General features: G+C 59.5%; 19 protein-coding genes. 10 read left to right on the top strand and 9 right to left on the bottom strand.

The annotated features are described in order from the left end of the window. Nucleotides 1-142: 142 nt before the first annotated feature. Together B5P46_RS00095 and B5P46_RS00090 are read right to left on the bottom strand one after the other, a co-directional pair. Nucleotides 143-1,282: an AAA family ATPase gene (locus tag B5P46_RS00095; protein WP_129416869.1), complete on the bottom strand. Its 1,140-nt coding sequence runs from the start codon at nt 1,280-1,282 to the stop codon at nt 143-145. A gap of 191 nt (nt 1,283-1,473) precedes the next feature. Next, nucleotides 1,474-2,490 (bottom strand): LacI family DNA-binding transcriptional regulator, encoded by a 1,017-nt coding sequence (locus tag B5P46_RS00090; RefSeq protein ID WP_129416867.1) that lies wholly within the window; start codon nt 2,488-2,490, stop codon nt 1,474-1,476. A gap of 129 nt (nt 2,491-2,619) precedes the next feature. On the opposite strand from B5P46_RS00090, the gene B5P46_RS00085 reads away from it, so the two are divergent. The 8 genes from B5P46_RS00085 to B5P46_RS00050 all read left to right on the top strand — a co-directional run bounded on the left by B5P46_RS00085 (nt 2,620) and on the right by B5P46_RS00050 (nt 12,982). Then, complete coding sequence (locus B5P46_RS00085) at nt 2,620-3,717, top strand: ABC transporter ATP-binding protein (RefSeq protein ID WP_129416865.1); 1,098 nt, start codon at nt 2,620-2,622, stop codon at nt 3,715-3,717. Further along, complete coding sequence (locus B5P46_RS00080; protein ID WP_129416863.1) at nt 3,714-4,604, top strand: carbohydrate ABC transporter permease; 891 nt, start codon at nt 3,714-3,716, stop codon at nt 4,602-4,604. The genes B5P46_RS00085 and B5P46_RS00080 overlap by 4 nt, the downstream gene beginning before the upstream one ends. Then, complete coding sequence (locus tag B5P46_RS00075) at nt 4,601-5,449, top strand: carbohydrate ABC transporter permease (protein WP_129416861.1); 849 nt, start codon at nt 4,601-4,603, stop codon at nt 5,447-5,449. Before B5P46_RS00080 ends, B5P46_RS00075 begins: the two co-directional genes overlap by 4 nt. Before the next feature lie 62 nt (nt 5,450-5,511). Further along, a complete protein-coding gene (locus B5P46_RS00070; RefSeq protein ID WP_129417123.1) occupies nt 5,512-6,840 on the top strand; it encodes an extracellular solute-binding protein in 1,329 nt (442 codons plus the stop codon). A 104-nt stretch (nt 6,841-6,944) separates the two neighbouring features. Continuing rightward, complete coding sequence (locus B5P46_RS00065; RefSeq protein WP_129416855.1) at nt 6,945-9,710, top strand: glycoside hydrolase family 2 protein; 2,766 nt, start codon at nt 6,945-6,947, stop codon at nt 9,708-9,710. 331 nt (nt 9,711-10,041) lie between these two features. Then, nucleotides 10,042-11,100, top strand: coding sequence for an alpha/beta fold hydrolase (locus B5P46_RS00060; RefSeq protein WP_129416854.1), 1,059 nt, complete (start codon nt 10,042-10,044; stop codon nt 11,098-11,100). 176 nt (nt 11,101-11,276) lie between these two features. Beyond that, a complete protein-coding gene (locus B5P46_RS00055; protein ID WP_129417122.1) occupies nt 11,277-12,326 on the top strand; it encodes a class I SAM-dependent methyltransferase in 1,050 nt (349 codons plus the stop codon). A 311-nt stretch (nt 12,327-12,637) separates the two neighbouring features. Next, a complete protein-coding gene (locus tag B5P46_RS00050; RefSeq protein ID WP_129416852.1) occupies nt 12,638-12,982 on the top strand; it encodes a YkgJ family cysteine cluster protein in 345 nt (114 codons plus the stop codon). Between the two features lie 282 nt (nt 12,983-13,264). On the opposite strand, the gene fcl is transcribed toward B5P46_RS00050, so the two are convergent. Genes fcl through B5P46_RS00020 form a run of 6 tightly spaced genes read right to left on the bottom strand, consistent with a single transcriptional unit; the run spans nt 13,265 to nt 20,880 of the window. Then, entirely contained in the window at nt 13,265-14,353 is a 1,089-nt protein-coding gene (gene fcl / locus B5P46_RS00045; protein ID WP_129416850.1) for a GDP-L-fucose synthase, read from the bottom strand. Further along, a complete protein-coding gene (gene gmd, locus B5P46_RS00040; RefSeq protein WP_129416849.1) occupies nt 14,346-15,437 on the bottom strand; it encodes a GDP-mannose 4,6-dehydratase in 1,092 nt (363 codons plus the stop codon). Before gmd ends, fcl begins: the two co-directional genes overlap by 8 nt. Before the next feature lie 52 nt (nt 15,438-15,489). Further along, nucleotides 15,490-17,697 (bottom strand): GumC family protein, encoded by a 2,208-nt coding sequence (locus tag B5P46_RS00035; RefSeq protein ID WP_129416847.1) that lies wholly within the window; start codon nt 17,695-17,697, stop codon nt 15,490-15,492. Continuing rightward, the gene (locus B5P46_RS00030; RefSeq protein WP_129416846.1) at nt 17,694-18,839 is read right to left on the bottom strand and encodes a glycosyltransferase family 4 protein; all 1,146 of its coding nucleotides are present in this window, start codon (nt 18,837-18,839) and stop codon (nt 17,694-17,696) included. The genes B5P46_RS00035 and B5P46_RS00030 overlap by 4 nt, the downstream gene beginning before the upstream one ends. After that, the gene (locus B5P46_RS00025; RefSeq protein WP_129416844.1) at nt 18,833-19,933 is read right to left on the bottom strand and encodes a glycosyltransferase family 4 protein; all 1,101 of its coding nucleotides are present in this window, start codon (nt 19,931-19,933) and stop codon (nt 18,833-18,835) included. Before B5P46_RS00025 ends, B5P46_RS00030 begins: the two co-directional genes overlap by 7 nt. After that, nucleotides 19,930-20,880, bottom strand: a complete 951-nt coding sequence (locus B5P46_RS00020) for a glycosyltransferase family 2 protein (protein WP_129416842.1) — start codon at nt 20,878-20,880, stop codon at nt 19,930-19,932. The genes B5P46_RS00025 and B5P46_RS00020 overlap by 4 nt, the downstream gene beginning before the upstream one ends. Nucleotides 20,881-21,486: 606 nt before the next feature. On the opposite strand from B5P46_RS00020, the gene B5P46_RS00015 reads away from it, so the two are divergent. Further along, entirely contained in the window at nt 21,487-22,812 is a 1,326-nt protein-coding gene (locus B5P46_RS00015) for an O-antigen ligase family protein (protein ID WP_129416841.1), read from the top strand. Further along, nucleotides 22,809-24,938, top strand: coding sequence for a right-handed parallel beta-helix repeat-containing protein (locus B5P46_RS00010; RefSeq protein WP_129416839.1), 2,130 nt, complete (start codon nt 22,809-22,811; stop codon nt 24,936-24,938). The genes B5P46_RS00015 and B5P46_RS00010 overlap by 4 nt, the downstream gene beginning before the upstream one ends. A gap of 377 nt (nt 24,939-25,315) precedes the next feature. On the opposite strand, the gene B5P46_RS00005 is transcribed toward B5P46_RS00010, so the two are convergent. Continuing rightward, a partial coding sequence (locus B5P46_RS00005; protein ID WP_164986414.1) for a calcium-binding protein occupies nt 25,316-26,535 on the bottom strand: 1,220 nt, incomplete at its 5' end.

The raw sequence follows: 26,535 nt of genomic DNA, 5'->3' as shown, positions 1-26,535 counted from the left end.
CGCAATCGCCGCTCTTGTCGCCGAAGCTCACCGGCCTTGCGCCAAAGCGGCGGCGAATATTGCTCGACGTCGTTCGGCGAATGCGGCCGCAGAATACGCGGCCTCCGACTTGGCGCCCTAAGAAGAACCGGCTCGATTGCAGCTAATCATCGCCCTCGTCTTCGACGGCCCCCGTCAGCCTCATACCCTGAATCCAGGTGGCGCCATCCTTTCGGATCACCCGCTTCGGCCGCACCCCACAGCGCTCTTCCACCGCCGAGGCGAGACGTTGGGAATGGGTGACGATCCAGATCTGGCTAAATCGTGCCGCTGCGGCGATCATGTCGGCGAGCGGCGACAGCATGTCCTGATGCAGGCTTGCTTCCGGCTCGTTCAATGCGATCAGCGGCGGCTGGCGATAGGACATCAGCGCGGCTGCAAGCCCGAGGAAACGGATCTGTCCGTCAGAAAGCTCGCGGGGCTGAAAAATCCGGCGCGGGAAATCTGGAAAGATCAGTCCGAATTCCGCATGTTCCCCCGGTTCCGGCACGTGCAACTTTGCCCCGCCCAAGGCGGAGGAAATGGCCCGGTCGAGCTCGACCGTGTCCCCGCGGGTATACACAAGCGTCGCAAACACTGCCGCCATGTTTCCGCCGTCTTGGTCCAGCAGCGTCGACGTGACCGCCAGGCAGGGACGCCGCAACGCCGACTCCCGATCGGTCCTGAATCCATGGAAGAATCGCCAGCCGTCGATCAGACGGCGAAAGGCCGCAATTTCCGGATAATGTCCAGCATCTCCGAGCATCGCGATTCCTGTTTCCGACGTCATCGCCTGCTCGGGATAATCCTCCATGCGGCCGCGGTCACCGCGAACCATGATCCCCGGCCCGGCGCGCTTCATCATCGTAACGGGGCGCGATCCGGCCTCAAAACAAAGCTCTTCGGCCTTGACCTGAGGCTCGAAGGCAAATCCAGCGGCGGCGGCCGGCGGTCTGAGCCCGGCTTCGACCCAATATCGCCACGTCATAGCCCGCTCCTCGTCGAGAACCTCCACCTCCAGCTTGATGCGAAAATTCTTCTCGTCGCGCCTTGGGCCGGTCCACAACGCCGAAGCCATTCCGCCCTCGGCGGTGATCTCATGCGCGAATGTGCCGCGCACCGCCGCCTGCACAAGCTGGAGGCCGCGGTAGAGGTTCGATTTGCCGACGCCGTTCTCGCCGATGAACACATTAACGCCGGCCAGATCCATGCGGATGGAGCGTAACGAGCGGTAATTTTGGGCAAACATGGAGCGAAGAAGCATGGTCGACTTCCATAGTAGGGGTCCGTCCAACGAAAGCGATCCGCCGCGGCCTCGATGTGGCCACAGCAGGGCGCATGGCTGTCACTCTGTCAGTTGAAGCTCATGTCTGCTCCTCAACAGAGTTTCGCCCTTGAGCCGGTCATCCAAGGAAGCGCTTGTGGACAACTGGGGAATCCACCCTGGCATCCGGCCTACGCGGCGTCTATTGGCGCGACCGACTGGCGCACGATCATTTCGCACTCCAGCTTGACCTTGTGATTGTCATGCCGCATCCGCGGCGCGGCGATCATCTCGGCAAGCTTTTCGACGGCATAGCGCGCCATGTCGGCATGGGGCAGTTGCATCGTCGTGAGGGGCGGCAGCATATCGCCTGAATAGGATTCATTGTCGAAACCGATGACCGAAAGGTCGCGCGGGATAGAGAGGCCGGCTTCCTTCGCGGCTTCATAGACACCCATGGCAATACGGTCGCAGAAACAGCATATTGCCGTGGGCCGGTCATCGAGCGCTTGCAGGCGCTTGAAGGCTGCATAACCTCCCTGAATCGTCCAACGCCCCTTGATGATAAGATGGTTGTCGACGGGAATGTCGCGCATTGTCAAAGCTCGGCGATAACCCTTGATGCGCTCGCGAGAAGCTTCGATCGCGTCCTCGCCACCGATATAAGCAATGCGCGTATGCCCGGCATCGATCAGCGACAGCGTCGCCTTCATGACAGCCGACAGGTCTCCGGGCACCACGCTCGGCAGGGGGTTATCGACCGTATAGCAGTTCAAAAGTACCGTCGGCCATTCCGCGAGCTGCGGAGCAAGCGTCACTTGCTGCGTGATCAGCCGCGCATAGATGATGCCCGCAGCGGGTAACGTCGCGAGATGGCTCAGCGCTGCCTGCTCTGCCTCCTCGTCGGCGTCCGTCGGCATCACCGAAAGCAGATAGCCCAGCTCGTTTGCCGCCTCTCCGGCTCCGTCGATCAAGCCGGCGACATGGGGCGAACTTGTCACCTCGTTGATGAGCATGGCAATGAGCGGACGCCGGTCGATGCGCCGAGCCTGCGTCCGGTAACCCATCCTGGCCGCCGCACTTAGAACAGCCTGACGCGTTGCCGGCGATATGCGCGTTCCCGGAGCATTGTTGAGCACAAGCGACACGGTCGCCTGCGAGACTCCACAGGCGGCAGCGATGTCGGACATCGTCGGCTTTTTGATCACGCGAACCCCTTGCAAGACTGAATATTCGCTTAGCACGAAGTTTTACGAACGCAAAAGCGGCGAGGGCTTGCCTGATAATAATTTTAGTTATAACCAGTGATTTATAACTAATCACTCTGGGAGGAGTGCATGGCAGGAGTAACGCTCGCTGGGGTGTCCAAAAGCTATGGCGCGGTGAATGTCATCCGTGACATTTCGCTTTCGATCAGCGACGGCGAGTTCCTGGTTTTCGTCGGACCTTCCGGCTGCGGGAAATCGACGCTTCTGCGGATGATCGCCGGTTTCGAAACCATCACCGGCGGCGACGTCCTGCTCGGCGGCAACCGCGTCAATGACATGGCCGCCCGCGATCGCGGGGTGGCAATGGTCTTCCAGAACTACGCGCTGTACCCCCACATGACAGCTCGCGAGAACATGGCCTTCGGCCTTCGCAATATTGGTACGCCGAAGGCCGAAATCGCCTCACGCATCGATAAGGCCGCCGCCATCCTCCAGCTTGAGCCTTATCTCAACCGCAAGCCCAAGGCGCTTTCCGGCGGCCAGCGTCAGCGTGTTGCGATCGGCCGCGCCATCATGCGCGAACCGGATGTCTTTCTGTTTGACGAGCCGCTCTCCAATCTCGATGCCGCTCTTCGCGTCTCGATGCGCACCGAGATCGCTAAGCTCCACCACCGCCTCGCCGCAACCATGATCTACGTCACCCACGATCAGACGGAAGCCATGACCATGGCAGACCGTATCGTGGTCCTCAGGGACGGGCAGATCGAACAGGTCGGCGCGCCGATCGAGCTTTACCAGCGCCCCGCCAATGCTTTCGTGGCTGGCTTCCTCGGTGCGCCGCGCATCAATCTGCTCCCGGCAACAGTCACAGCCGTCGACGGCGAAACGGTCGAACTCGCCTGTGCGGGAGATGCCCGCCTTACTGCCAAGGTCCGTGCCAGTCCCGCCAAAGGCGACACGGTGACGATCGGCCTGAGACCGGAAATCCTGTCGCCGGCCGATGAAGGAGCGCTCAGCGGAACCGTTGATGTCGTTGAGCAGCTCGGCTCGTTGCAACTTGTCTATGCAACCCTTGCTGATGGCACCACCATCGTCTCCGAACTGCGCAGCGGCGCGGCACCCTCGATCGGCTCCGTCGCCCGTTTTGCGATCGGCCCCGGCACACGCCACGTCTTCGATGCAAACAAGGTCTCGATCACCCTGTATTCTGAAGTGGGTGGAGCATGAGCACCAGCAGCCTGACCGCCGCGCGCAGGCGCGATGCGCTCGCCGCTTATATCTTCCTCGCGCCTTTCGCGGTGATCTATGCCACGTTTCTGGTCTACCCCTTCTTCAAGGGCTTGTGGATCAGTCTCCACGACTGGGAGCTTGCCGGCAACTACCGGAAATATATCGGCCTCCTGAACTACGAGGACATGTGGTTCGACACGATCTTCTGGAAGACCGTGGGCAACACGCTGACCTTCGTCGCCATGACCGTTCCGACCATGACAGCACTGGCGCTGGTGCTGGCTCTTGCCGTGTTCGGGCAGGGGCGGCTCAAGGGTGTGCTGCGGTCCGTGTTCTTCATGTCGAGCGTGTTTTCGGTATCGGTCGTGACGCTGATCTGGTCGATGGTGCTGTCTGCGGACAACGGCCTGCTGGTGCCGCTCTTCAATCTCATCGGCGTCAAGCCCATCAATTTCCTCGGGCACCCGACGCTCGCCATGCCGTCGATTGCGTTGACGACGCTTTGGTGGGGTGTCGGCCTCCCCATGGCGCTGTTTCTGGCGGCACTAAGCCAGATACCGCCGGAACTTTACGAGGCGGCTGAACTCGATCATGCCGGTCGGTTCAGCGTCCTGAAAAACATCACCCTGCCGTCGATCCGTCACACCGTGCTCCTGGTTCTGGTCCTGCAGATCGTCGGTCAGTTCCAGATTTTCGGCCAGGCCCACCTGATGACACAGGGCGGCCCCGCCAATCGGACGCGTACGCTGGTTCAGTACATCTACGAGACGAGCTTCCGCGATTGGCAGGTCGGTTACGCCACGGCGATGTCATTCGGGCTCTTCATCCTGATGCTTGGCTTCACAATGCTGCAGCTCTGGCTCGGCCGCAGGGGGGACGAATGATGCCAAGCGCACGCACAAGCGGCCTGCGCCGCGCCACGGACGTTCTCATCCTCGGCGCAACCATCGCCTTTGCGATCCTCTGGCTTCTGCCCGTCGTCTGGGTCGTCGCCATGTCGCTGAAGCCGAATACCGAGCTGATGCGTTCTACGGCAGGCTTCCTGCCGGTCCCCTTCACGCTCGATAATTATATCGGTCTCCTGAAGCTCGATACCGTGCCGCGCTGGCTGATGCACAGTCTTATCGTCTCCGTAACGATGACAATTTTGGTTCTGATCGTCTCGTCTATGGCCGGCTATGCGTTTGCGCGCCTGGAGTTCCCCTTCAAGAAGACGCTGTTCATGCTCGTGATTGCTGGCCTGATGGTGCCCGAGCAGGCGGTGTTCATTCCGCTGCACACGATGGTCTCGGGCTGGGGACTGCATAATACCCACTTCGCGCTGGTCATGCCGCGCGTCGCCGTGCCGATCGGTGTGTTTTTGATGATGCAGTTCTTCCGCAGCGTTCCGAAAGAGCTGGAGGAAGCAGCCGCCATTGACCACGCCTCACGGCTGGCGATCTTTCTGAAGATTATGTTGCCGCTCTCCGTACCTGCACTGACCACGCTCGGTCTGTTCACCTTCATCTTCGCCTGGAACGACTTTCTCTGGCCGCTCGTCTCGGCAACCAAGGCCGACATGTACACGGTCACGGTCGGCCTTGCCTCGATCCAGACCAACTTCGCTTTCTCGGAGGGCATCGGCGCTGTCATGGCATCGGCGGTCTTTGCCAGCCTGCCCATCGTTCTTCTGTTCCTGATCTTCCAGCGCTTCATCGTGGCAGGTGTTGCCATGAGCGCCGGCAAATAGGCACCGGCCCGGCCGGCCATGCCGGGACGGGTTTTTCGCAACGGCATCGCAAGGAGGATATGATGCACAAGACGAAAATGCTGCAACGTCTGGCGCTCGCCACGACACTGATGACCGCGCTCTGGGGAGGAGCAGCCCAAGCAGTCGACATCTCGTTCTTCCGCTTCTTCGGCGATTGCCAAGGCGAATACGGCGAGGTGACAGACGTGACCAAGACCAATGGCGAATGCGGCATCATCACCGCGCTCACCAACAAGTTCAACGCAGAAAACACCATCGGCGCCAAGGTCGTCACACAGACGGCCGAATGGGGTGCCTATTACGACCTGCTGACCGCGACTTATTCCACCGGCAACATCCCTGACGTCGCCGTCATGCACGCCTCGATAATGCCGAATTTTTCCGACCGGGATCTCCTGACGCCGCTGACCAAGCCTATTGCCGATCTCGGTATCCAGACAAACGACTTCGTACCGGCGGCGCTGAAGAACGCTACCGCCAAGAATGAAATTTATGCTCTCCCATACGACCTTCATGCGCTGCTCTTCCATGTCAACATGGACCTGATGAAGAAGGCGGGCCTTGTTAACGCAGACGGCTCGCCGATCCTGCCGAAATCGCCCGAGGAACTGCTCGAGCAGGGCAAGAAGTTCAAGGAAGCGACCGGCAAATACTACATCGGTTCCGAAGCCCAGAGTTCGGAAGGCATGATGGTGCGCCTGTTCGACACGCTTCTCTGGCAGCAGGGCGTCGACGTCATCTCCGCCGACGGTAAGACGGCAAACATCAACACAGCGGAAGGGCTGAACGCAGCCAAGCTGATCTCATCGATATTCTCGGAAGGTCTTGCCAATCCGGCGCTGGATTATCCCGGCTCCGAACAGGCGTTCCTCAACGGCGAAACCGGGATTCTGATCAACGGCACCTGGGGCGTCGACAACTACGATACCCAGGCCAAGAGCGGCAAAGTGGCCCTCAAGGATTATCGCGTCGCCAATGTGCCGCAGCTCTACGCCAAACCGTCCGTCTGGGCTGACAGCCATATGTGGGTCATCCCGAAGGACGACAATCGCAGCGAAGACAAGACGAAAGCCGCTCTCGCCTTCCTGAAGTTTCTGAACGACAACAACTTCCAATGGTCGCGTACCGGCCATTTGTCGACCCGTCAGTCGGTTCTGAATTCCGAAGAGTTCAAGGCCCTACCGCATCGCGCCGAGTTTGCCGACACTGCCAAAAATGCCACGTCACTGCCGCAGATCCAGAACCAACGTGCGGTCTACAACGCGATGATCACCGACTTGAACGCGATGTGGCTGACAGGCACCGATCCGCAGGCAACGCTTGAAGCGATGCAGGCCGGCGTCGAGCGCGTCCTGCGTCGCAATCGCTAGTTCCTCCAACCCCTCCTGAGGGGTTGGTCTCCCACCGGGATACGCGCCACGCCGTGCGTATCCCGGAACCCCAATCGAAAAAGCCGATCTTCCAAGGACAACCGATGAACGCCTATTCCCAGTCGCTCGCCCCAGCGAACACGCCGCTCCGCGAAACGTTTTCCCTTGATGGGACCTGGGAGTTCCGCCACGAGACCGATCGTGCATGGCGGCATGCAAAGGTGCCGGCGCACTGGCAGGCTTGTTTCGAGGATCTCGCCGTCAGCTTCGGATCGGCAACCTATCGCAGGACCTTCACGCTCCCCGCAGAATGGTCGGCTCGGGAAATCGCCATCCGCTTCGGTGCTGTCAGCGATCTGGCCACTGTCTTCATCAACGGCACTGAGATCGGCCGTCATGAAGGCGGTTATCTTCCTTTTGAATTCGTGATCCCACCCGCTCTGTTGAAGGCGGAGAACACCGTCAAGGTCGTAGCCTGCCTGCCGGATGCTCATCGCAACGAGAGTGGCGTCGATTTTGCGGAGATCCCGCATGGCAAGCAGAGCTGGTATGGCCCGCAAGGCGGCATCTGGCAGTCCGTCCTCATCGAGGCCCGCGATCCCGCTCACATCTCATCGCTTCGCCTCTACCCGATTTGGCCGGAAGCCGGGCTCGATCTCAAAGCCAGCTTTGCGAGCATGGTTGCAGGTTCGCTGAAAATCGAGATCATCGGCCCGCAGGGCATGCCCGTCTTTACCGGAAACATTCCGGCCACGGGACATACCCTCGAACATTCGATCCAGCTCGACGCCGTCGTGCCATGGTCGCCGGACAGCCCGAACCTCTATACGATCACAACGATCCTCAGCGCCGACGGCGTCGAGATCGACAGCCGGCAGGAAAGTTTCGGCTTTCGCCGCTTCGAAGCCAAGGACGGCTTCCTGCATCTGAACGGCAAGCCGTTTTATCTGCGCGCCGCGCTCGATCAGGATTACTATCCCGATGGTTTCGGCGCGCCGCCTTCGCTCGACCTGCTCGAAGACCAGTTGCGCAAGGCTAAGGCAATGGGCCTGAATTGCCTGCGCTGCCACATCAAGGTGCCGGACCCGCGCTATTATGAGGTCGCCGACCGGCTGGGCATGCTGATCTGGAGCGAAATTCCAAATATCGAGACCTTCACCCCGGCCTCCGCCGACCGCCTGCGCACGACCATGGAAGGTATTCTCGCCCGTGACGGCAATCACCCCTCCATCGTGATCTGGACCCTGATCAATGAAGATTGGGGCACTCGGCTGCGCGAAGCGGCCAAACAGCGGCAATGGATTTCCGACATGGTCGACTGGTTGCGCGTCGAAGACCCGCTACGGCTCGTTGTCGACAATTCCGCCTGCTTCCCGAACGTCCACGTCAAGACCGACATCAACGACTACCACTTCTACCGAACGGCGGTGGATCGGCGCGAGGAATGGGACACGCTCTGCCGCGAATTCGCAGGCAATGCCGACTGGACCTTCTCAACCGAAAAGGAAGCGGTGCGCAGGAGGAAGGAACCGCTTGTCCTCTCCGAGTTCGGCGTCTGGGGTCTACCCGATCCTGCCCGTCTGCGCGAAAAGAACGGCCGCGACCCCTGGTGGATGGCCTATGGTGCCACCTGGGCGGATGGCACGGCACTGCCCCAGGGCATCGAAGCCCGTTTCCGCGAACTCGCCCTTGAGAAGGTTTTTGGTGATCTCGCTCGTTTCATCGAGAAGGTGCAATGGTATCAATATATGAACCTCAAATACGAGATCGAGGTCATCCGAACGCACGCGCCGATCGGAGGCTATGTCATCACCGAACTCACCGATGTCCATTGGGAGGGCAATGGACTGATGGACATGGCACGCAATCCGCGCGTCTTCGCCCAAGCGCTGCCGGCCATCAATTCCGACATCGTCATTGCGCCGGGCGCGGCCCGTCACGCCGTCTATGAGGGGCAGACGGCCAGCTTCGACATTAAAGTGTCGAGCGGCGGAACAGCGCTGCCCGAAGGTAGTCGTCTCGTCTGGGAGTTCGGCGCGGAAAAAGGCGAGATATTGCTGCCGGCCATGGCACCGATGCAGGTTCACAATGCCCCGATTAGCGTGACTGCAGATGGAGTGCCGGTGTCCGAAATTCGCAAGGCACGCTTCCGGGTCGTGGCGCCTGATGGAAGCGTGCTGTCTCAGAATTCCGAGACACTCGCGGTCTATCGCAAACGCGATGTCCCGCCCATCCGCTTTGCTTCGAACGACGACGGCCTTGCCGAGCGGTTGTCGGCCCTTGGCCATGTCAGCGTGTCGCCGCACGACGCCGATGTCTTCATCACCAAGGACATCGATGCCGATCGCGTCGAGGCAATCCATTCCGGCCAGCGGGTGCTGCAGATCGTCGACAAGGATCCCGGCCGTCTGCGCGATGACGCGCCGCCGCGCGATGGCCCGATGTCGATCGAAATCGATCCGGGCGCCGGCGGCATGGTTTCCGGGCCATATTTCAGCTTTCCCGGCTACAATCTCGTCAATCGTCACAAATCGATCTGGCGCGGGGATTGGGTCGGCAACTTCTCCTGGTTGCGCCGGGATGGTGTCTTCGCCCATGTGCCGGGCGGTCCGCTGTTCGATCTGTCATTCACGGGTGTCGCGCCGCACCAGGTGATGGCCGGCCTCCGTCCCTGGGAATTCCAAGGTCGCGTGCACGCCGGCGTCGTCATCGGCTGGGTTCACAAACCCGCTGCCTTCATCATCGAAAAGCGGCTCGGCCGCGGTAAACTTGTCGCGACGACCTTCCGCCTCCACCAGGAAGCCCCCGACGCCGACCCGCTTGCCACCGCGCTTTACGATGGCCTCCTCGCACTCACCGCAAGACCGTGAGTTCAGCGACAGTCAACGGAGGTCGCGGCGACTTCGCTTCGTGCTCAAGCGCTAGCGGGAGGGCTCAGGCAGTTGGTTGGTATACGCACCGGTCGCCGCGCGTGGTCGGTAAAGGCCAACATCGACGTCTTCTCCACGGCATCAACACCTCCCGCACATGCGAAAAGTGTTACCCATGTCTCCGGTTCGCCGGTCGGGCATATGGCCCGAAGCGGGCGAAACTGATCGAAAGGCTTGATAGCGAGCGTCCCAGGCTGAACTGTCTTCCAGGAGAATCATCCTGTAGGAGATAGGTCTGTTATGCGATCTTCGGTTGCGATATTCTCGACCGATGAAACTCAGTCAGACCATACGGTTCGCTACCGCCGAGGACGGCACCCGTATCGCCATGGCGTCTTGCGGGCAGGGTCAGGTGATCCTGCGGGCGGCGCATTGGCTGAGCCATGTCGATTACGATCTTGAAAGCCCGGTGTGGCGGCCGTGGCTCCAGGCGCTGTCCGCCCACAACCGGTTTGTGCGCTACGATCCGCGCGGCTGCGGTCTGTCGGACCGGCATGTCTGCGACCTCTCGGTGGAAGCGTGGCACGCAGATCTTGCTGCCGTGGCGGCGTCGATCGAGGAGCCGCGCTTCGTCCTCCTCGGTCTTTCGCAGGGCGGCGCACTCGCTATCGCATACGCCCTCAAGTATCCCGAGCGAGTATCGCATCTGGTGCTTTTGAACGCCTACGGTCAGGGTGCACGCGCCAGAGCGCAGACCGAGGCAGAGCGGCTGGAAGCCGAGACCCTTGTCAATTTCGTTCGCGTCGGCTGGGGACGCGATAATCCGGCATTTTGCCGGTTCTTCACCAATCTCTTTATCCCGGACGGCACGCCTGAACAGCATCGCTGGTGGGGCGATCTCGAGCGGCAAACGGCAACGCCCGACGTCGCCGCACAACTGCTTTGGCAGATGCAGGGGATCGATGTGCTGGACCTTGCGGCGATGCTGCGCGTCCCGACGTTGATCGCACACAGCCGCGGTGACATGCGCGTGCCGTTTGACCAGGGTTGCAAGCTCGCCGCCGCGATTCCGGGCGCGCGCTTCGTGCCTCTTGAGAGCAAGAATCATGTGCTCTTGCCGGACGAGCCTGCGTGGAACCTGTTTCAAGCCGAACTTGCCGCCTTCCTCGGACAGGATCGAGCCGTGCAGCCGCGCGCAGTTCGTGAGGCCGGTCTGACACCCGCCGAAGCCGCCCTTCTCGACCTCGTCGCGGAGGGGCTAGACAACCGCGTGATTGCAGAACGGCTTGGCAAGAGTGCAAAGACGGTGCGAAACCAGCTGTCAGTGATCTTCACCAAACTCGGCGTGCATAGCCGCTCGCAAGCGATCGTCGTCGCGCTCTCCCGATAGTCCCGCTTCTACAGGTAGATAGACACATCCTCCGATGCCGATGGGACATCTGTCCCTCCAAGGAGCGGATTTCTTCGTAGACGCGGGACAACCGCCTCATGCTCGCCGAGACGGCAAGCTTCATCCTTGGCGTCACGGATGGCAAGACGCCGTCCGAAGACCGGGAGGAATTCGAGATGACGGAAATCAACGAAACAACGCTCAATGAACTGGTGGGCCGCGTCCTTGACGACCTTGGCGGAGCGGTCAGCGTGCCGCTGGTACGGATCGGAGATGCTCTCGGGCTGTACAGGAAACTTAAGGAGATCGGGCCGGTGAAGGCCGACGAACTTGCCGATGCCTCGGGATGCGCACCTCGCTATGTGCGCGAGTGGCTGGCGGCACAGGCTGCCTCAGGTTATGTGCACCATGAGCGAGGATTGTTCTCGCTGACGCCCGAGCAGGCCTTCGTGTTTGCCGAGCCGGACAGCCCGGTCAATCTGATCGGCGCTTTCGATACCGCTGCTGCGATGGTCGAGAACCAGCCGAAGGTTCAGTCCGCCTTCAAAACCGGCCGAGGCGTTGCTTGGGGCGATCAGGCTGGCTGCATGTTCTGTGCCGTCGCGCGCCTATTCCGCCCGGGTTATGTCAATGCTCTTGTGCAGGACTGGCTGCCGGCGCTCGACGGTGTCACTGATAAGTTGAAAGCGGGTGCGAAGGTGGCGGATGTCGGATGTGGGCACGGGCTATCGACGATCCTGATGGCGCAGGCGTTTCCCAATTCCCGGTTTGTGGGCTACGACTTCCATCCAGGCTCGATTGCCGCTGCGTCCGCGCACGCCCAGGCACACGGATTGACGAACCTGCACTTCGAGGTCGGCCGGGCGCAGGACTTTGACGGCCGAGATTTCGATTTGATCACCTGCTTCGACTGCTTGCACGACATGGGCGACCCGAAAGCCGCTGCGGCTCATATCCGAAAGGCGTTAAAAGAGGGCGGCGTCTGGATGGTGGTCGAACCAATGGCCGGAGATACGCTGGAGGAGAATATCAATCCGGTTGGACGGCTCTACTACTCAGCCTCGACGATGATCTGCGTTCCGACCTCGCTTGCGCAGGAGACAGGGCTCGCGCTCGGTGCGCAAGCGGGAGAGCGGCGATTGACCGAGGTGATCCGCTCAGGCGGTTTCACCCATATCCGGCGTGCAGCCCAGACGCCCCTCAACATGATTCTCGAGGCCACATGACAGGTCGCGCCTTCTATTGGAATTGCCGCCGCATTCCCGGCACCTCGTCAGGAAAGTCGACGAGTGCGCTGGCTGGCTTGCAGGAGCACGCCAGCCACCCATCCTCAACAGCGGCGGTAAATCGTGCATCTCATTGCCGGTCTGACGGCAACTGTCGAAGTAAGAAAATCCATTGATCCCAAATTCACTTGAACAGATACGACTTCATGAACGAGCCCTCGAGGAGCCTGATGAAGGTGGATGCGCTCGCTCCAGGTTAAGCGCATAGCCGAAGGCTTTGCTCATGGCGGGCTGTGTGATAGGAGCGGGCCATGACATCATTGATCGATTTTGATTGCCAAGGCTGCGGAGCCTGCTGCTCCTTTTCGCCAACCTGGCCCAGATTTTCCACCGAAACCGACGCTGCTCTCGATTTGCTGCCGGCGCATTTCGTAGCCGCGAACCAGCAAGGGATGCGTTGCGACGGTGCGCGCTGCTCCGCACTGGTCGGTCGCGTCGGTTCAGAGACATCCTGTCAAGTGTACGATCTTCGGCCTGACGTCTGCCGCGCCTGCGTCCCAGGGGATGACGCTTGCGTTACCGCGCGCGCGTTCTTCGGGCTCGGTCAGCCAGGTTTGCCGCCCGGTCACATCGATGCGGAACCGCCAATCAACTGAGGCGGGGTTCCGTCCGGCTCCTCACTTCGCCTGTCGACTTTCTTGCAGCGATTGTCGTCCGGCAGTCCAGCCGAAGGTAAGACCCCGTGGGGCCATCCGATGTGGACTATCTGCGCAATAGCGCGACAAGCGAAACCGGCATTTCGACCGCGAAAAAATCCATTGCCGCACGACAATCATCACCCACACGACTACTAGGAAAATGAGCGCTGCAATCCTGATTTCTACAGGTTGCATTATTTGCTCCGTCCCAGCATATGCGCCCCTCGAGACAAAACCCTGTTATCCCTCGTGCAAATTGCCTATGCGCGAGGGATGATGCGCAACTGTAGAGAGCGTGGCCGCGTGCGCCGAAGTCTTGGCTTTCTCAAAACTGATGTCGCTTTGACCGATCAAGTCACTGGACAGAGCTCTGTTGCTGCGTTCGAGATGGTGGCCATCAAGGAAGGAACGGTAGGCATCTGCGATGCCCTCCTTCAGACCTATCTTAGGAGACCAGCCCAGAGTGCGAAGCTTGTCGACGCTCAGGAGTTTACGTGGCGTGCCATCTGGCTTGGTGAGGTCGCGGGTGATCTTGCCTTCGAAACCAACGATCTTGGAGACGAGGTATGCCAATTCGAGAATGGTAATGTCTTCGCCACAACCTACGTTCACATGACTTTCGGCGGAATAGGTCTTCATGAGATGGAGGCAGGCGTCGGCGCAATCGTCAACATGCAGGAATTCGCGCCGCGGCGTGCCGGTACCCCAGACGCATATCTCTTGTTGCCGGTTGACCTTGGCCTCATGTGTCTTGCGTATGAGCGCCGGCATGACATGGCTTGACCCGAGGTCAAAATTGTCGCCTGGACCATAAAGATTGGTAGGCATGGCCGAGATGAAATCTCTACCGTGCTGTTTGCGATAGGCTTGGCAGAGCTTTAATCCGGCAATTTTGGCGATCGCATACCATTCATTCGTGGGCTCAAGCGATCCGGTCAGCAGTGAGTCCTCAACGATCGGCTGATCGGCGAATTTCGGATAGATGCAGGACGAGCCCAGAAACATCAGTTTTTCGACGTGAGTTCTATGGGCGGCGTGGATGACGTTCGCTTGGAGAATCAAGTTGTCGTAAAGGAAGTCGGCCGGATAGGTATCGTTCGCGAGAATACCGCCGACCCTCGCCGCAGCCAGGAAGACAGCGTCGGGACGATGCTTACTCATCCAAGCCTCCACCTGGTCCTGCCGTCTGAGATCGACCTCGGCGCGGGTGGCCGTCAAAATCTCGCAGCCTTCGGAAGCGAGACGTCGCACGATCGCAGAGCCCACCATGCCGCGGTGGCCCGCGACATAGACCCTCTTTCCGGCAAGGCTGTAGATCACCTCAGGCATAGGCAAAACCTTTGGTGACACCGACCGACGGAACATTTCGTGCCATGAGTTTCAGATCTTCGCGAACCATCTCCGCAATCAGCTGATCAAGATTGGTTTCATGTTTCCAGCCAAGCTTCGTGTGCGCCTTGGTCGGATCGCCGATCAGAAGATCAACTTCAGTCGGACGGAAGTAAGCTGGATCGATCTCCACCACACACTGACCGGATGTTTTATCATATCCCTTTTCCTCAACCCCGTTCCCACGCCAATCAATCGGCATGCCCACCTTGGCAAAGGCTTTGTCGACAAAGGAACGAACCGAGTGCGTTTCGCCGGTCGCAAGGACATAGTCCTCCGGTTCGTCCTGTTGCAGCATCAGCCACATGCCGCGGACATATTCTCGTGCATGTCCCCAGTCGCGCTTGGCGTCCAAGTTGCCGAGATAGAGCCTTTCCTGCAGCCCAAGATGGATCGCCGCCGCCGCCCGGGTGATTTTACGTGTCACGAATGTTTCGCCGCGGATCGGGCTTTCATGATTGAACAAAATGCCGTTCGAGGCGTGCATGCCATATGCCTCGCGATAATTGACCACAATCCAATAGGCGTAGAGCTTGGCCGCCGCGTAGGGTGATCGAGGGTAGAAAGGTGTCGTTTCGCTCTGCGGGACTTCCTGGACTTTGCCGTAGAGCTCTGAGGTGGACGCTTGATAGAACCGGGTCTTCTTGGTCAGCCCCAGGAGGCGAATGGCTTCAAGGAGCCGAAGGGTGCCGGTTCCATCGGCGTTAGCCGTATATTCCGGCGTCTCGAAAGAGACTTGAACGTGGCTCTGTGCGGCGAGATTATAGATCTCGTCCGGCTGCGTTTCCTGAACGACGCGGATGAGGTTCGTTGAATCGGTCATGTCCCCGTAATGCAAAATAAAGCGAGGATTTTCGACATGGGGATCCTCGTATAGATGCTCGATGCGACTCGTGTTGAAGGACGATGAGCGTCGCTTGAGGCCGTGAACAATATAGCCCTTCTCCAGGAGCAATTCGGCCAAATACGCACCGTCCTGACCTGTTATACCCGTAACCAGCGCGACTTTATTTTCATTTTTCACTGCGGTCTCCGTAATTTATTTCGACGGAATCAGGCGGACACGCTGTTCGAACTCATGTGAACTCGTGGTACTTCCTCAATGAGCTCACAAACAGTTCTGAATCGCTGAAGTTGTACATGGCGTGTTTGTTCGGATTGACGTTATTTATGGCAACGGCAATCTCTGCGTTGCGCGCGGTCTTCAGCTGATGTAGGCAAAATTCTAGGGCGCGACGGCTCGTCTTTCCCCATTTTACGACCACCAGCGTTCGTTCTGCTAACGCTGTCAGATGCATCGTATCGGCTGAGGCGAGCACAGGCGCGCTGTCGAAGATGACAATTTGGCCGAGTGAGGCGGCCATCGCGACGATGTCCGCCGCATCAGCCAAACGAACGCGCCGATGGAGACTGGCATTGCCAGCCGGGATGAAGTCGATGCCGCTTGGATGGTGATGGATGATGTCCCGCATTCCGGCCTGTCCACACAGGAATTCGTTCAACCCCTGCTTTAGCTCTGATTTGAAAAACGAGTCGAGATTTCCGAGTCTGAGGTCGCCATCGACAAGCAGCACCGGAATTCCGTTGGCGGCGAGATCGATTGCCAGGGATCTGGCGACGAGCGACTTGCCCTCTCCGCTATGAGCCGACGTCACAACGATACTGTTGGGCAACTTTCCGCCGTTGGATTGTTTGAGCGAAGTCATGACGGAGCGAATTGCTTCGTCAAACATCCCGTCTTGGATGCTCCCGAAGAGCATCGACGGATCTCTCCGGTCTCTCCGTTTCAGGTGCGGGATGAATCCGGCGGGTACGATGCGCGACATTCCGGCCATCTGGTCGAAGCTGCGGACTGAGTTGTCCAACATCTCGACCACGAAAGCGGCCGTCACCGCGATCGATATCGAAGCCAAAAGGGCGCCGATCAAATAGAAAAGCCGCCCGCGTCCCTGCGGCGCAAGCGGCACCGCTGCCGGTGACAAGACTTCCAGTTCCGCGCCCGGCAACATGGCTTGCGCAGCCAGGCCACGGCGCTGCTCCTCGAGCTTGTCCAGCGCCGTTTGCTCTTTGTCAGCCATGCGCTGGAGTCGGGCCAACTCGGTTTGCGCCAGGGCAGAGCGAGTGCGTTTCTCATGAGCGGCCGCCAATGCCGACCGGACTGCGTCGTCCTCATGATCGAGCGCCGCAAGCTTGGCGTGTATCGATTGGAGATATCGATCGGTTGCAAGGCTGAGATCGGTGCGGGATTTAAGGATCTTGGCGCGCGCGTCGACCACGGCTTCGGCCGTGTTGCCATATGTCTCAAGAAGGCGCTCGAGATCTTGCTCCAGCGCACGAAGCTCGCGTTGCATTGCAACGATGCTGTCGGGAATGACCATATTCTGCAGGACGAGCGAGGGGTCGTCGGCCGCTTCGAGTGCGGATATCGTTGCTCTCGCTTCAGCGCGGCTTTGTTCAATTTTTGTCCGCCGCTCGCCCAGCTCCATTATCGACTTGATCTGTTCAACCTGATCGTCGTCATTTGAGGCAACGTCGGTAGTTTTCTGGTACATGTCGGCGGCATCGCGTGCTGCCTTGGCGCGCCCCATCTGTTCGTCGATGCGCAGCAGAAGCCATTCTTCTGCTGCGTCCACTCGACCGCGCAGACTGTCCTTCCGCTCTTCGAGGTAGATGCTGATGAGCCGGTTCGGGACCGAGGCGGCCAGTTCGGGGTCGCTCGCATCGAAACCGATCTGAATGACATCACCTTGGCCATCGCGCCAAACGCGGAGGGCCTTGTAGTACTTCGGGATTATCGGCTCGATGCTGTCCCGTATCGGCAAGGACGGTTTTTCACTATCGACCCAACCGCGCAGCATTGATCGGATCTTGTCGATAGGCGAGATTTCTTGCAGCGCCGGATTGAATTCCGGCCATTCATTGAGCCGCAGGTCGCGGATCACCCGCTCTGCGATGCTTCTGGAAAGAAGCCGCTCGGTCTCGGATGTGGCGTCCAGCGGATCGTTGCGGCCGGACTCGTCGGTGCCGAGCTTTGTCGCCAGAGGCGTGTGGATGATCAGCCGGGACTCGGCATGATAAGTCGGCTTCAATCCCGAAATCACGGTTGCGGCAACCACCATAAGGAGCATGATGATGGCCATTATCATGGCCATCCGCCGCCGGATAAGGCGCAAGCCTGAAGTCAGATCAAGGTCGTCCGAACGAGTCTCCACCTGAAGCCGGGGATCGTAGCGCATCGATGAGAGCGAGGAGTTGCGGTCTGGCGGCACAGTCGAAATAGTCATCGTTCACCAGCCGTTGTTTGAGGTTGCGCGGAGATCGCGTCGTAGAGTTTGTCCAGCGATCGCATGTAAGCCTTCATACTGAAATTGTTGAGATAATGAGCGCGGGCCTTGGCCGACAGATAGTTTCGGACTTCCGGGTCGGTGACGAGCTTAGCCAGCGCCGCAGCCAGGGCATCCTTGTCTCCGACAGGTACGAAGACGCCGGTTTCACCGTCGGAGATGACTTCGCCATGCGCGCCGACGCGCGTGGTGACGACGGCGAGCCCATGGGCAAGCCCTTCGACCACAGCCATTGCCAAGCCCTCGGCATGCGAAGGTAAGACCAGGATATCTGCCCGTGTACACAAGGCTTGGGCCTCGTCGGCGCCAAGCCAGCCCGGCATTTTCACCAGATCTGAAAGTCCCATGGCGGCAGCCTGGCGCCGGTAGTCTTCCACAGGTCCGTCGCCTGCCAGCACGGCTCGCCACCGGAGCTCTTTCATGATCGGATGACTTAAGGCAAGCAGAAGCTCCTGAACGCCTTTGCGTTCGCTCAGCCGGCCGAGAAATATGATCAACGGCATCTCGCCGACATGAACATTGCGCGGCCCGGGGTCGGGAACACAATTGCGGATGACGACTACGCGGCGCTCTTCCACGCCGAGAAGCGTCGTTAGCGTCATGCGGTCGCGCTGGCCCAGTGCCACGACCTGGTCAGCATGTTGGAACATCCGGCGTACAAGCATCTGTTGACGTGGCGAGCGTGCGGCAAAGTCGCTCGCGTAGTCGTAGTCGTGCAGGTGCAATATGTGAGAGCATCCGAGGAGACGGGCAGCCTCGGTCAGGATCAGTTTTCTTGCGGTGCTGCCGCGACCCGCGACATGAATATGGTGAATGCGTGTCGGAGCAATTATCCGGTCCTTCGCCATCATCAAGACGGCGCCGAGCAGGCGCACAGGCGACGCAACAGAGGACCACCGAGGCCCTCTGGTGTCGGTGACGAGGTGTGTTTCGCCGGCCTCCTTCGCCGTGTTCGATATATAGCCGACGAGCCTGCCAATTCCGCCACCGTTTTCGCAACCACCCGGGACGTAGTGGCGGACGGTTGCTGCTGCGTTCCGCGTCGCTACCCGATTCCCATCCGTGAGCGCGTTCATTAGCATGCCCCGACCACCTTACGATAAACGGCCGCAGCCTGTGCTCCGACCTGTTGAGGCGAATTCGGACCTGTAGCCCATGCGAGCGCGTTGATCCCGAAGCTGCTTCTGAGCTCGCTGTTTTCCGCCAGTGTCCGTATGGCTATCGCGAGCTGTTCCACATCCCCGGGTGGAACCACCATTCCCAGTCCGTTTGGCAGAACGGTGGCTCGCAATTCGCCGACATCAGTCACGATAACCGGTTTGCCAAATGCCGCGGCAAGATTGAGGACGCCGCTTTGAGAGGCTTCCGTATAGGGAAGGACAACGATGTCGGCATCCAGAAAGAGCTGGGCGACCTCCATATCCTCGATAAAGCGGTTGCGAATATCATAGCGGACGGCGTCCCCCATAAGGGGCTGGAAGATCCACGGATCATCGCCGCGGCCTGCCACCGTGATGCGTAGATTGGGGAGCAGGTCCTTGAGCATCGCCTCGGCACGGATCAGATGCTCCAATCCCTTGTAAGCAAAAATCCGTCCGAAAAGCAGAACGCGCAAAGTTCCATCTGCGCCGCGCCGCGCCATCTTGTGCCGCCGAGCGAGTTCCGCGTAGCGATGAATGGCGGGATGCGACAGGACATGGACACAATCAGGCGATTTTGAATATCGCTCGAGGACCATTCGTTTCAGCCCTTCGCCATGGACGACGACATGACCCGATTGCCGCACCATCAATTGAGGAGCCCAGGCTGGCAGCGTGCGGGTGTCGGAATCGCCGGGATGCACTTCCACGTCATGGACGGTGGTCACGATCGGGATCGGGCGCCAGAACGGCGCGGCAAAGTTCAACCAGAGCGTCGAGTTGCTCAGAAGGTGAATGACGTTCGGCCGCTCCTGCCGGATAAGACGTGTGAGTTGGTGCAGGAACCAGGGATTGGAGAGCGAGCGGTGCCTTGGCCAGTCCATGAGATGCAGATCGACAGCCGGATCGATCCATGAAGCAAGGTGTGCGTAGCGCCGGCGCGGAACCGCTAGGACGACGTGCGCATGTCGCGCAACGCCGCTGGCGAAGGAGATGGTGTAGTCTTCCAGTTCGGAAACCAGCAGCAGCGCCTTCATCCCGCTGACTCCGACACGCCGACATCCTGACCAAGTCGAGGCAAGTCGTAGGCTGTGCGCAATGCATCACGCGTCCGCCTCAGCAAGTTTGGTTCTCCGGCGAAAAAGAGCCCTTCCACAGCAAGGCTGAACCGGGTGCGTGTATCGGCGCCCTGCAGCCTGGCTGAGGCCACCCGGTACGGATAGTGATCAGTCAGACGCAGCCTTCCCGCCAGATCGTGCGCGGAAAGAAACCGGTTCGTCGCTTCAACGGTAGCTTGCCAATGGGCCATCCGCCTGCGCAGCATGGCGGCGTCATCGACTGGCCGATACCAATTATTGCTGTGAATCCGATAGAACCCGAGTGGATCCGACAAGGCGACAACGCTCCCCAGAAATGGATAGATGCCTGTGAGCCAGGCATCGGCAGACATGCGGAACTGCTCGGGAATATCCCCTGCAGCATCCCACGCGCTACGTCTTACAGCGACGGCTGATGTCATCGGGAAGGGCCACCAACCAGCCGATCTGGCGAGCCGTGGCGGCAAATTTCCTGAACACAAGGTCCGAGGGATTGGCTTGAAGGCTGGTGAGCCATCGGTCTGCGTTGGCTGAAGTCGGTGATAAACAAGCGATGCCTGAGGATTGGAGTGGAAAGCAGCGGCTGTTGCCGACAGCTTGCCTGGCGCCCACCAGTCATCGGCATCGAGAAAACAGAGGATGTCGCCACTGCTTAACTTCACAGCAGCATTTATGGCGGCGGCCTGTCCCTGGTTCTCCTGGAAAAGCACCGTCACCCGCTTGTCATAGCCGTCGAGAACAGAGCGCGATTGGTCGCTCGAGCCGTCGTCGACGACGATTATCTCGACATTGGACGCCTGTTGGCTCAAGGCGCTGTCAATTGCCCGGGCAACGAAGCGACCGTAGTTGTAGTTATTGATAAGGACGCTGATTGTAGGCCGCTCCATGACACCCCTCAAGCGCGTCGCTGGGCGACACGTCGGTGCGCCAGAGTTGCGAACGCTCCCGCGTTTGGCAGCGCGAATTGATGGAAGGAGTTCTGCTCGATCAGGATTTCGCCTTGAGCCGGTAGGGTCACCGCCGACAACGCCGCAACGCGTGACGCTCCCGTTATATAACGTACAAAACCAGGACCATGACGCAGAACCATTGCAATCCCAACCCTTCTAAGCGTCACCTGCCAACAGCCGGCTGCGCCAGAATTATTGCCTCACTTCACCGGAAACTGCGGCTCAGCGCGACGTGCTTCGCGGTATGCTTTGATCGTCAAGCTACCGGTGATTGGTCACGGGTGACATCTCCTCTTATGGGCAATGTCGTAGGCCCCAGCACCAACTTTTGGGGGAGGGGTAGACCGTAAGCTTAAACCAAACACCGTCCTTGGATGGTGGGTATGCGCGTTAGGCTTAGCCCTGCCTTCGTTTGCGTTGGTTGACTGGGGATGTGGCGGGATGATTGTTGGTTGGCAGGCAGCGCAGCTATGAAAGGGGACCCATGTCTTTCCAAATTGCCGCGATCAACAGCCTCTCCGTCTAAGCAAGTCGGGACCGGTAATGAGAGCGTATACGCTTAGAATAGCGAATGGGCCGACTGTCAGTTGGCGAGCGATAGAGTGCTGGGGCGCCGGCCTATGCCTTTTTCTTCAGACAAGCGCGCTTTTCCCGCTCATGCTGGCGGATGCCGACGGAGGCCTTAGCGGTCATGCCAAGTCTATATTGCGTCTGCTTTGTTTACCCGTATACGGGTTTACATTGCTGATGCTGGCACGAAATTTTCCGCAATTCATCACAGCGCTTAAGCGAAATTGGTTTGTCCCGCTGATGGTCGCCATGCCCTTCGTGTCTGTCTTCTGGTCGGTTGGCCCGTCGACGACTTTCAGGCGTGCCATCGGCCTGCTCTTCACCGTACTTCTGGCTTATGTGTTGGCGATACGCTTTACGCCGAGGCAGTTGCTTCTCATCGCATTTGCCACCTTCGGAACATGTATCGTCCTCAGCCTGTTGCTTCTTGTGGTGTCGCCGGGGCTCGCTCGCATGCCCACGGACAGCGCGGTGCGCGGCATATTCATCCACAAGAACAGCCTTGGTTGGTACGCCGGCATGATGATACTCGTGTCGACAGCCGTAATAATGGACGGCAATCGAGGCTTGCGGCGAAGCGCTTTGATCTTGCTGATGGCGGGCGGGGCTTGTCTCTTCCTTTCCGGATCGATGACCGCGACAATTGCAACGGTATCGGCATATTGCCTGATCGGGTTCTACTCCATGTTGCAGCGGATCCGTGGCATCGGTCGCATCGTCTTCATCCTGTTTTTTGTTCAAATGTTCGTGGGAATCCTCCTTTTGCTTCACGAATTCCTGGTCCCATTCCTTGAGGCGCTTGGCAAGGATGCCACTTTGACGGGCCGAGTACCCTTGTGGGAGTTGGTCGATGGTCAGATCGCCGATCATCTGCTGCTCGGCTTCGGCTACCAAGCGTTTTGGACAGAGGCGAATCCCGAAGCCTGGATTATCTGGTCAAAGATCCAATGGATGGCTCCCCACGCCCATAATGGATTCCGCGATACGCTGCTGAGCTTCGGAATAAGCGGAATGACTTTGTTCGTTCTGATGCTTTTGCAGGCACTCCGCCAAGGGGCGGCCCTCCAATGCGGGGACCCGCGTTATGGCTGGCTCTGGTTGAACGTCTTCACGGTTGTGATTTTGGTGATGAACCTGACCGAGACAATCTTCCTGATCCAGAATGACGCGATCTTCATTCTGTTCACAACGGCCATCATCATGTTCTCTCTATACAAGCCTGTTGTTGTTTCGACGGCCCCCGGCCGGCAACTGCGAGCACCGGCCCGCAGCCCAACGGCGGAGCTGCAAATCTCATGAGGCTGCGCTTCGCACCGATCTTGAGCATTTTGCTTGCGATGCTCTTTCCGCAGCCGAGCAAGCTGGCCTCGGTGAGCCCGGACGCAGATGCGCCCGACAGGCTGCAGACGGCGGTCAGGGAGGCAACCTGCGCGGAAGCCTCGCCGGCGACCTTTTCGGACAAGCTGAAGGGGACTTCGCTGAGCAATATATTGACCGGAGTATCCGCGGCCCGGGCAGTATTCTATGTCTCTCCCGATGGCAAAGACACCTGGAGCGGGCACCTTCCTAAAGCAAATTCTCGGCGTACAGACGGTCCTTTTGCCAGTATTGAAAGAGCGCGGGATGCTGCGCGCCAGAAGGGCGGCCAGAATACGATCGCAATGGGCAATGGGGATTACTATCTCGCTGAACCGATAGTCTTCGATGCTCGCGATGCGGGCCTGATCATCGCGGCGAGATGCAACGAGGCGCCGGTTCTGCACGGCGGCCCGATTGTGCGCAATTGGACGGCGCAGGCCGATGGTCGCTGGAAGGCGTCACTGAAGCTGCCTGCGGGCCGGGATGTGGGCGATCTTTTCGTCAGCGGCGCGCGCCAGACGCAGGCTCGCTTTCCCAACGCTCCACTCGATGGAGACCCGCGCAAAGGATGGCTTTTCGCGGCTAAGTGCACGCAGGACGACGATCTATGGCATGGTAACACGCGCTTTTGTTTCCATGCCGGCGATCTTCCGATCTCAAAAAATGCAGCAGGCCTTGTCGCCCACATCGTCGGTGGTTTTCACCCCGGCAGCCAGTGGGGCAGTGACACCCTCCCAGTGGTTTCAATCGACACCGCGAACCGGGCGATAAATACCCAAGGCACCGGCTATTTCTTCACCGCAGAAGGCAGCCGCTATTTTTTGACCGGGGCGGCGGCACTGCTCGATGCGCCCGGGGAGTGGTGGTACGACCGCACCAAAGGTCAACTCGATTATATCCCGACCGATGGACTACCAACCAGTTCTACGGCTGTGGCCGGCATCCTGCCGACCTTCTTCAGGCTGGATGGAGCCGACGGGATGGTTGTATCGGGGCTCCGGTTTCGGGATGGGGATCCGCGGGGCAGCGGCAAGTTCGGTACCGATACCAGAAGCTTTGGGGCCATACGGCTCGATCACTCGGACGGTGTTCGGCTGCTCGGCAACTCCATCGACAATGTCGGCGTCGGCATCCATGTTTCCGAGAGCAAAGATGTCTTGATTGCCGGCAACGTGATTGGAGATGTGGCTGGCAACGGGATTTACGTTGGCACGACCTATGGCAGCTTCGGCAAATCCGACGGTGCCATAATCCTGTCGAACCATATTCATGACATCGGAAGGGTTTACTTTGAAACCGCGGGGATATGGTTCCAGGCGACCGACAGTATCAGGATCGCTCATAACCTGGTCGAGAATACTGCGCAGTTCGGTATCGCCGGCGGCTCACTGTGGGGAGCACAAGACGCAGTCCACGACGCAGTCATCGAACATAACGAAATCCGCAATGCCAATCAGCAGACGGCAGATGGCGGTGCCATCAAGCTGATGGGCGAGCAGGCAGACCTCCTGAACAGCAGCATCCGCTACAATCTGGTCACCGGGACAGGTCAACTCATGAACAGGGCCGATGGGACGTTTTGGCCTCCCGGATATGAAAATATCAACGAATGGCCGACCCCTATCAGTTGGGCGATCTACACCGATGGCAAGGCCAGCGGGGTGCGCATCGAAGGAAATACTCTTTCGGACAACGTATCGGCGATCGGCATCAACGGCGGCTGGAGCAACTTGGTGACGGGAAACGTCATCACGCACGGATCGGGCGCGGCTTTTCGCGTTGATGACGGTACGGGCAGGGGTTGGCGTCCGCCATGGGCACGTCCCAATCGTATCGAGAGCAATATCGTGTCGATCGGCAGTAGCAACGGGCTTGCAGCCTATGTCTACGCTCCTGACCATGGGCCTGGATACGTGCAGTTCGCGAATAACCGCTACACCGGCAATTTGAACGACAAGAGCTTCCGAATACATCCCGGGATCATGCCTTCGGGAGAATTTGGCAGTTTACAGGATCTTCAGAAGGCTGGGGCGGACACCGAAAGCGTAGTCGCGCCGCCCGAGTAACGAAAGGGCGATACGACGAGCGGTGTTCCCGGGGCGTTCCGGTAGTCACTGGCGAGATCTGCCCGAGCGGCTTGGGAAGGCGATGAGGAAATTCGCCCAGGCCCAGACGACATTCGCCGTCGGTGAGCCGAGCTTTGGCCCTTGCGCGAAGGGGATGCAGAACTTCCTGCCGGTGACGAAATGTGGAATGCCGTTGGTCAGAAATGCCGCGGCGATGAAATGGGCAATCTAGGCGATCCAGGGCAAAGGCTTCTCCGTTGCGGCCTGAGTGGCTTCAACGGAGAATGTGGCCGGGTTTTTCGTGCGGGCAAGAGGAGGAGACATGACTGCCCGTGACGCTGTAGGCCCGCCGCCTGAAAGGCGACGGGCCGAGCCGGTTAGACAAGCAGGAAATCTTTGAAGTGAAGTGCTGCGGAATTATCGAGATCCGCGACATGGACGGCCGCGCCCGCTGCACTTCCATCCGCGTCATAGGATAGATAGCCGCTGGCCTTATCGTAGATCAGCTTATCATCGGCCTCGAGCGCTTTCGTTCCCAGAACGAAATTCTCATCCGAAAATTTGGATAGGCTGAGCGTGTCGAAAACCGAATGATCGAGCATCAGCTTGTCGCCCGCCGCAGAGGAAAAATCCCGGATCTTGTCGACGCTCGTATTGCTGGGCTTCACATCGAAGACGAAGGTATCGCCGCCGCCGCTGCCGGTCAGCATGTCTGCGCCGGCTTTTCCGAACAGCTTGTCGTTGCCGAGCCCGCCGGTCAGCTTGTCCGCGCCAGCCCCGCCATTGAGAACGTTGCTGCCGCTATTGCCGGTCAGCACGTCGTTGTAGCTTGAGCCAGTCAAGTTTTCGATGCTGACGAACTTGTCACCGGCGGCATGGCCGCCCGTTGCGGCCCCAGTCGCCAAGTTGACGTTGACCGCGCCGGAGCTCGCATAGCCGGCAGTGTCGTTGTCGGCACCACCATTGATGACGTCCCCGCCGGCGCCGCCGCTGAGTTTGTCCGCGCCAGCCCCGCCATTGAGAACGTTGCTGCCGCCATTGCCGCCGGTCAGCACGTCGCTGTAGCTGGAGCCAGTCAAGTTTTCAATGCTGACGATCTTGTCACCGGTGGCTTGCCCGCCCGATACGGCCTTGGTCGCCAAATTGACGTTGACCGCCCCGGAGCCCGCATAGCTGGCCGTGTCGGTACCATTACCGCCGTCGAGCACGTCCGCGCCGGCGCCGCCCTTCAACACGTCACTACCGCCGAGACCCTTGAAGGTTTCGTTGCCGCCGTTGGACTGACCGGTGTGTGGCAGGATGTCGTTGCCGTTGGTGCCGTTGAATACCTTCGTCGGCGTGGTCGGCGTTTCCGGTTGCGTTGGCGTGGTTGGCGTCCCCGGTTGCGTTGGCGTGGTTGGCGTCCCCGGTTGCGTTGGCGTGGTTGGCGTTCCCGGTGTCGAGCTGGAGCCCGATTCGTAGGCACCCATGTCGACAGTTCCAACGACGCGAGCGTGGCCGTCGAGATCGACCGACCCGACGCCGTACTTAGCGGTTCCGCTGTCGATCGCCGCCGAGCCGGAGCCGAGGTGGAAGTTGTCGCTCGCTGCCCCCGCGA

Source organism: Rhizobium leguminosarum (genome assembly GCF_004123835.1).
GTDB lineage: Bacteria > Pseudomonadota > Alphaproteobacteria > Rhizobiales > Rhizobiaceae > Rhizobium > Rhizobium leguminosarum_M.
Note: the sequence above shows the minus strand (reverse complement) of the source record. Positions and strands in the feature narration are given on the sequence as shown.

Excerpts from the sequence above, each read along its gene's own strand:
- B5P46_RS00085 (WP_129416865.1), top strand. The coding sequence starts at position 2,620 with ATGGCAGGAGTAACGCTCGCTGGGGTGTCCAAAAGCTATGGCGCGGTG.
- B5P46_RS00020 (WP_129416842.1), bottom strand. The coding sequence starts at position 20,880 with ATGGAGCGGCCTACAATCAGCGTCCTTATCAATAACTACAACTACGGT.
- B5P46_RS00060 (WP_129416854.1), top strand. The coding sequence starts at position 10,042 with ATGAAACTCAGTCAGACCATACGGTTCGCTACCGCCGAGGACGGCACC.
- B5P46_RS00015 (WP_129416841.1), top strand. The coding sequence starts at position 21,487 with ATGAGAGCGTATACGCTTAGAATAGCGAATGGGCCGACTGTCAGTTGG.
- B5P46_RS00075 (WP_129416861.1), top strand. The coding sequence starts at position 4,601 with ATGATGCCAAGCGCACGCACAAGCGGCCTGCGCCGCGCCACGGACGTT.
- B5P46_RS00095 (WP_129416869.1), bottom strand. The coding sequence starts at position 1,282 with ATGCTTCTTCGCTCCATGTTTGCCCAAAATTACCGCTCGTTACGCTCC.
- B5P46_RS00025 (WP_129416844.1), bottom strand. The coding sequence starts at position 19,933 with ATGAAGGCGCTGCTGCTGGTTTCCGAACTGGAAGACTACACCATCTCC.
- B5P46_RS00080 (WP_129416863.1), top strand. The coding sequence starts at position 3,714 with ATGAGCACCAGCAGCCTGACCGCCGCGCGCAGGCGCGATGCGCTCGCC.
- B5P46_RS00055 (WP_129417122.1), top strand. The coding sequence starts at position 11,277 with ATGACGGAAATCAACGAAACAACGCTCAATGAACTGGTGGGCCGCGTC.
- B5P46_RS00065 (WP_129416855.1), top strand. The coding sequence starts at position 6,945 with ATGAACGCCTATTCCCAGTCGCTCGCCCCAGCGAACACGCCGCTCCGC.
- B5P46_RS00010 (WP_129416839.1), top strand. The coding sequence starts at position 22,809 with ATGAGGCTGCGCTTCGCACCGATCTTGAGCATTTTGCTTGCGATGCTC.
- B5P46_RS00035 (WP_129416847.1), bottom strand. The coding sequence starts at position 17,697 with ATGACTATTTCGACTGTGCCGCCAGACCGCAACTCCTCGCTCTCATCG.
- B5P46_RS00070 (WP_129417123.1), top strand. The coding sequence starts at position 5,512 with ATGCACAAGACGAAAATGCTGCAACGTCTGGCGCTCGCCACGACACTG.
- B5P46_RS00050 (WP_129416852.1), top strand. The coding sequence starts at position 12,638 with ATGACATCATTGATCGATTTTGATTGCCAAGGCTGCGGAGCCTGCTGC.
- fcl (WP_129416850.1), bottom strand. The coding sequence starts at position 14,353 with ATGCCTGAGGTGATCTACAGCCTTGCCGGAAAGAGGGTCTATGTCGCG.
- B5P46_RS00030 (WP_129416846.1), bottom strand. The coding sequence starts at position 18,839 with ATGCTAATGAACGCGCTCACGGATGGGAATCGGGTAGCGACGCGGAAC.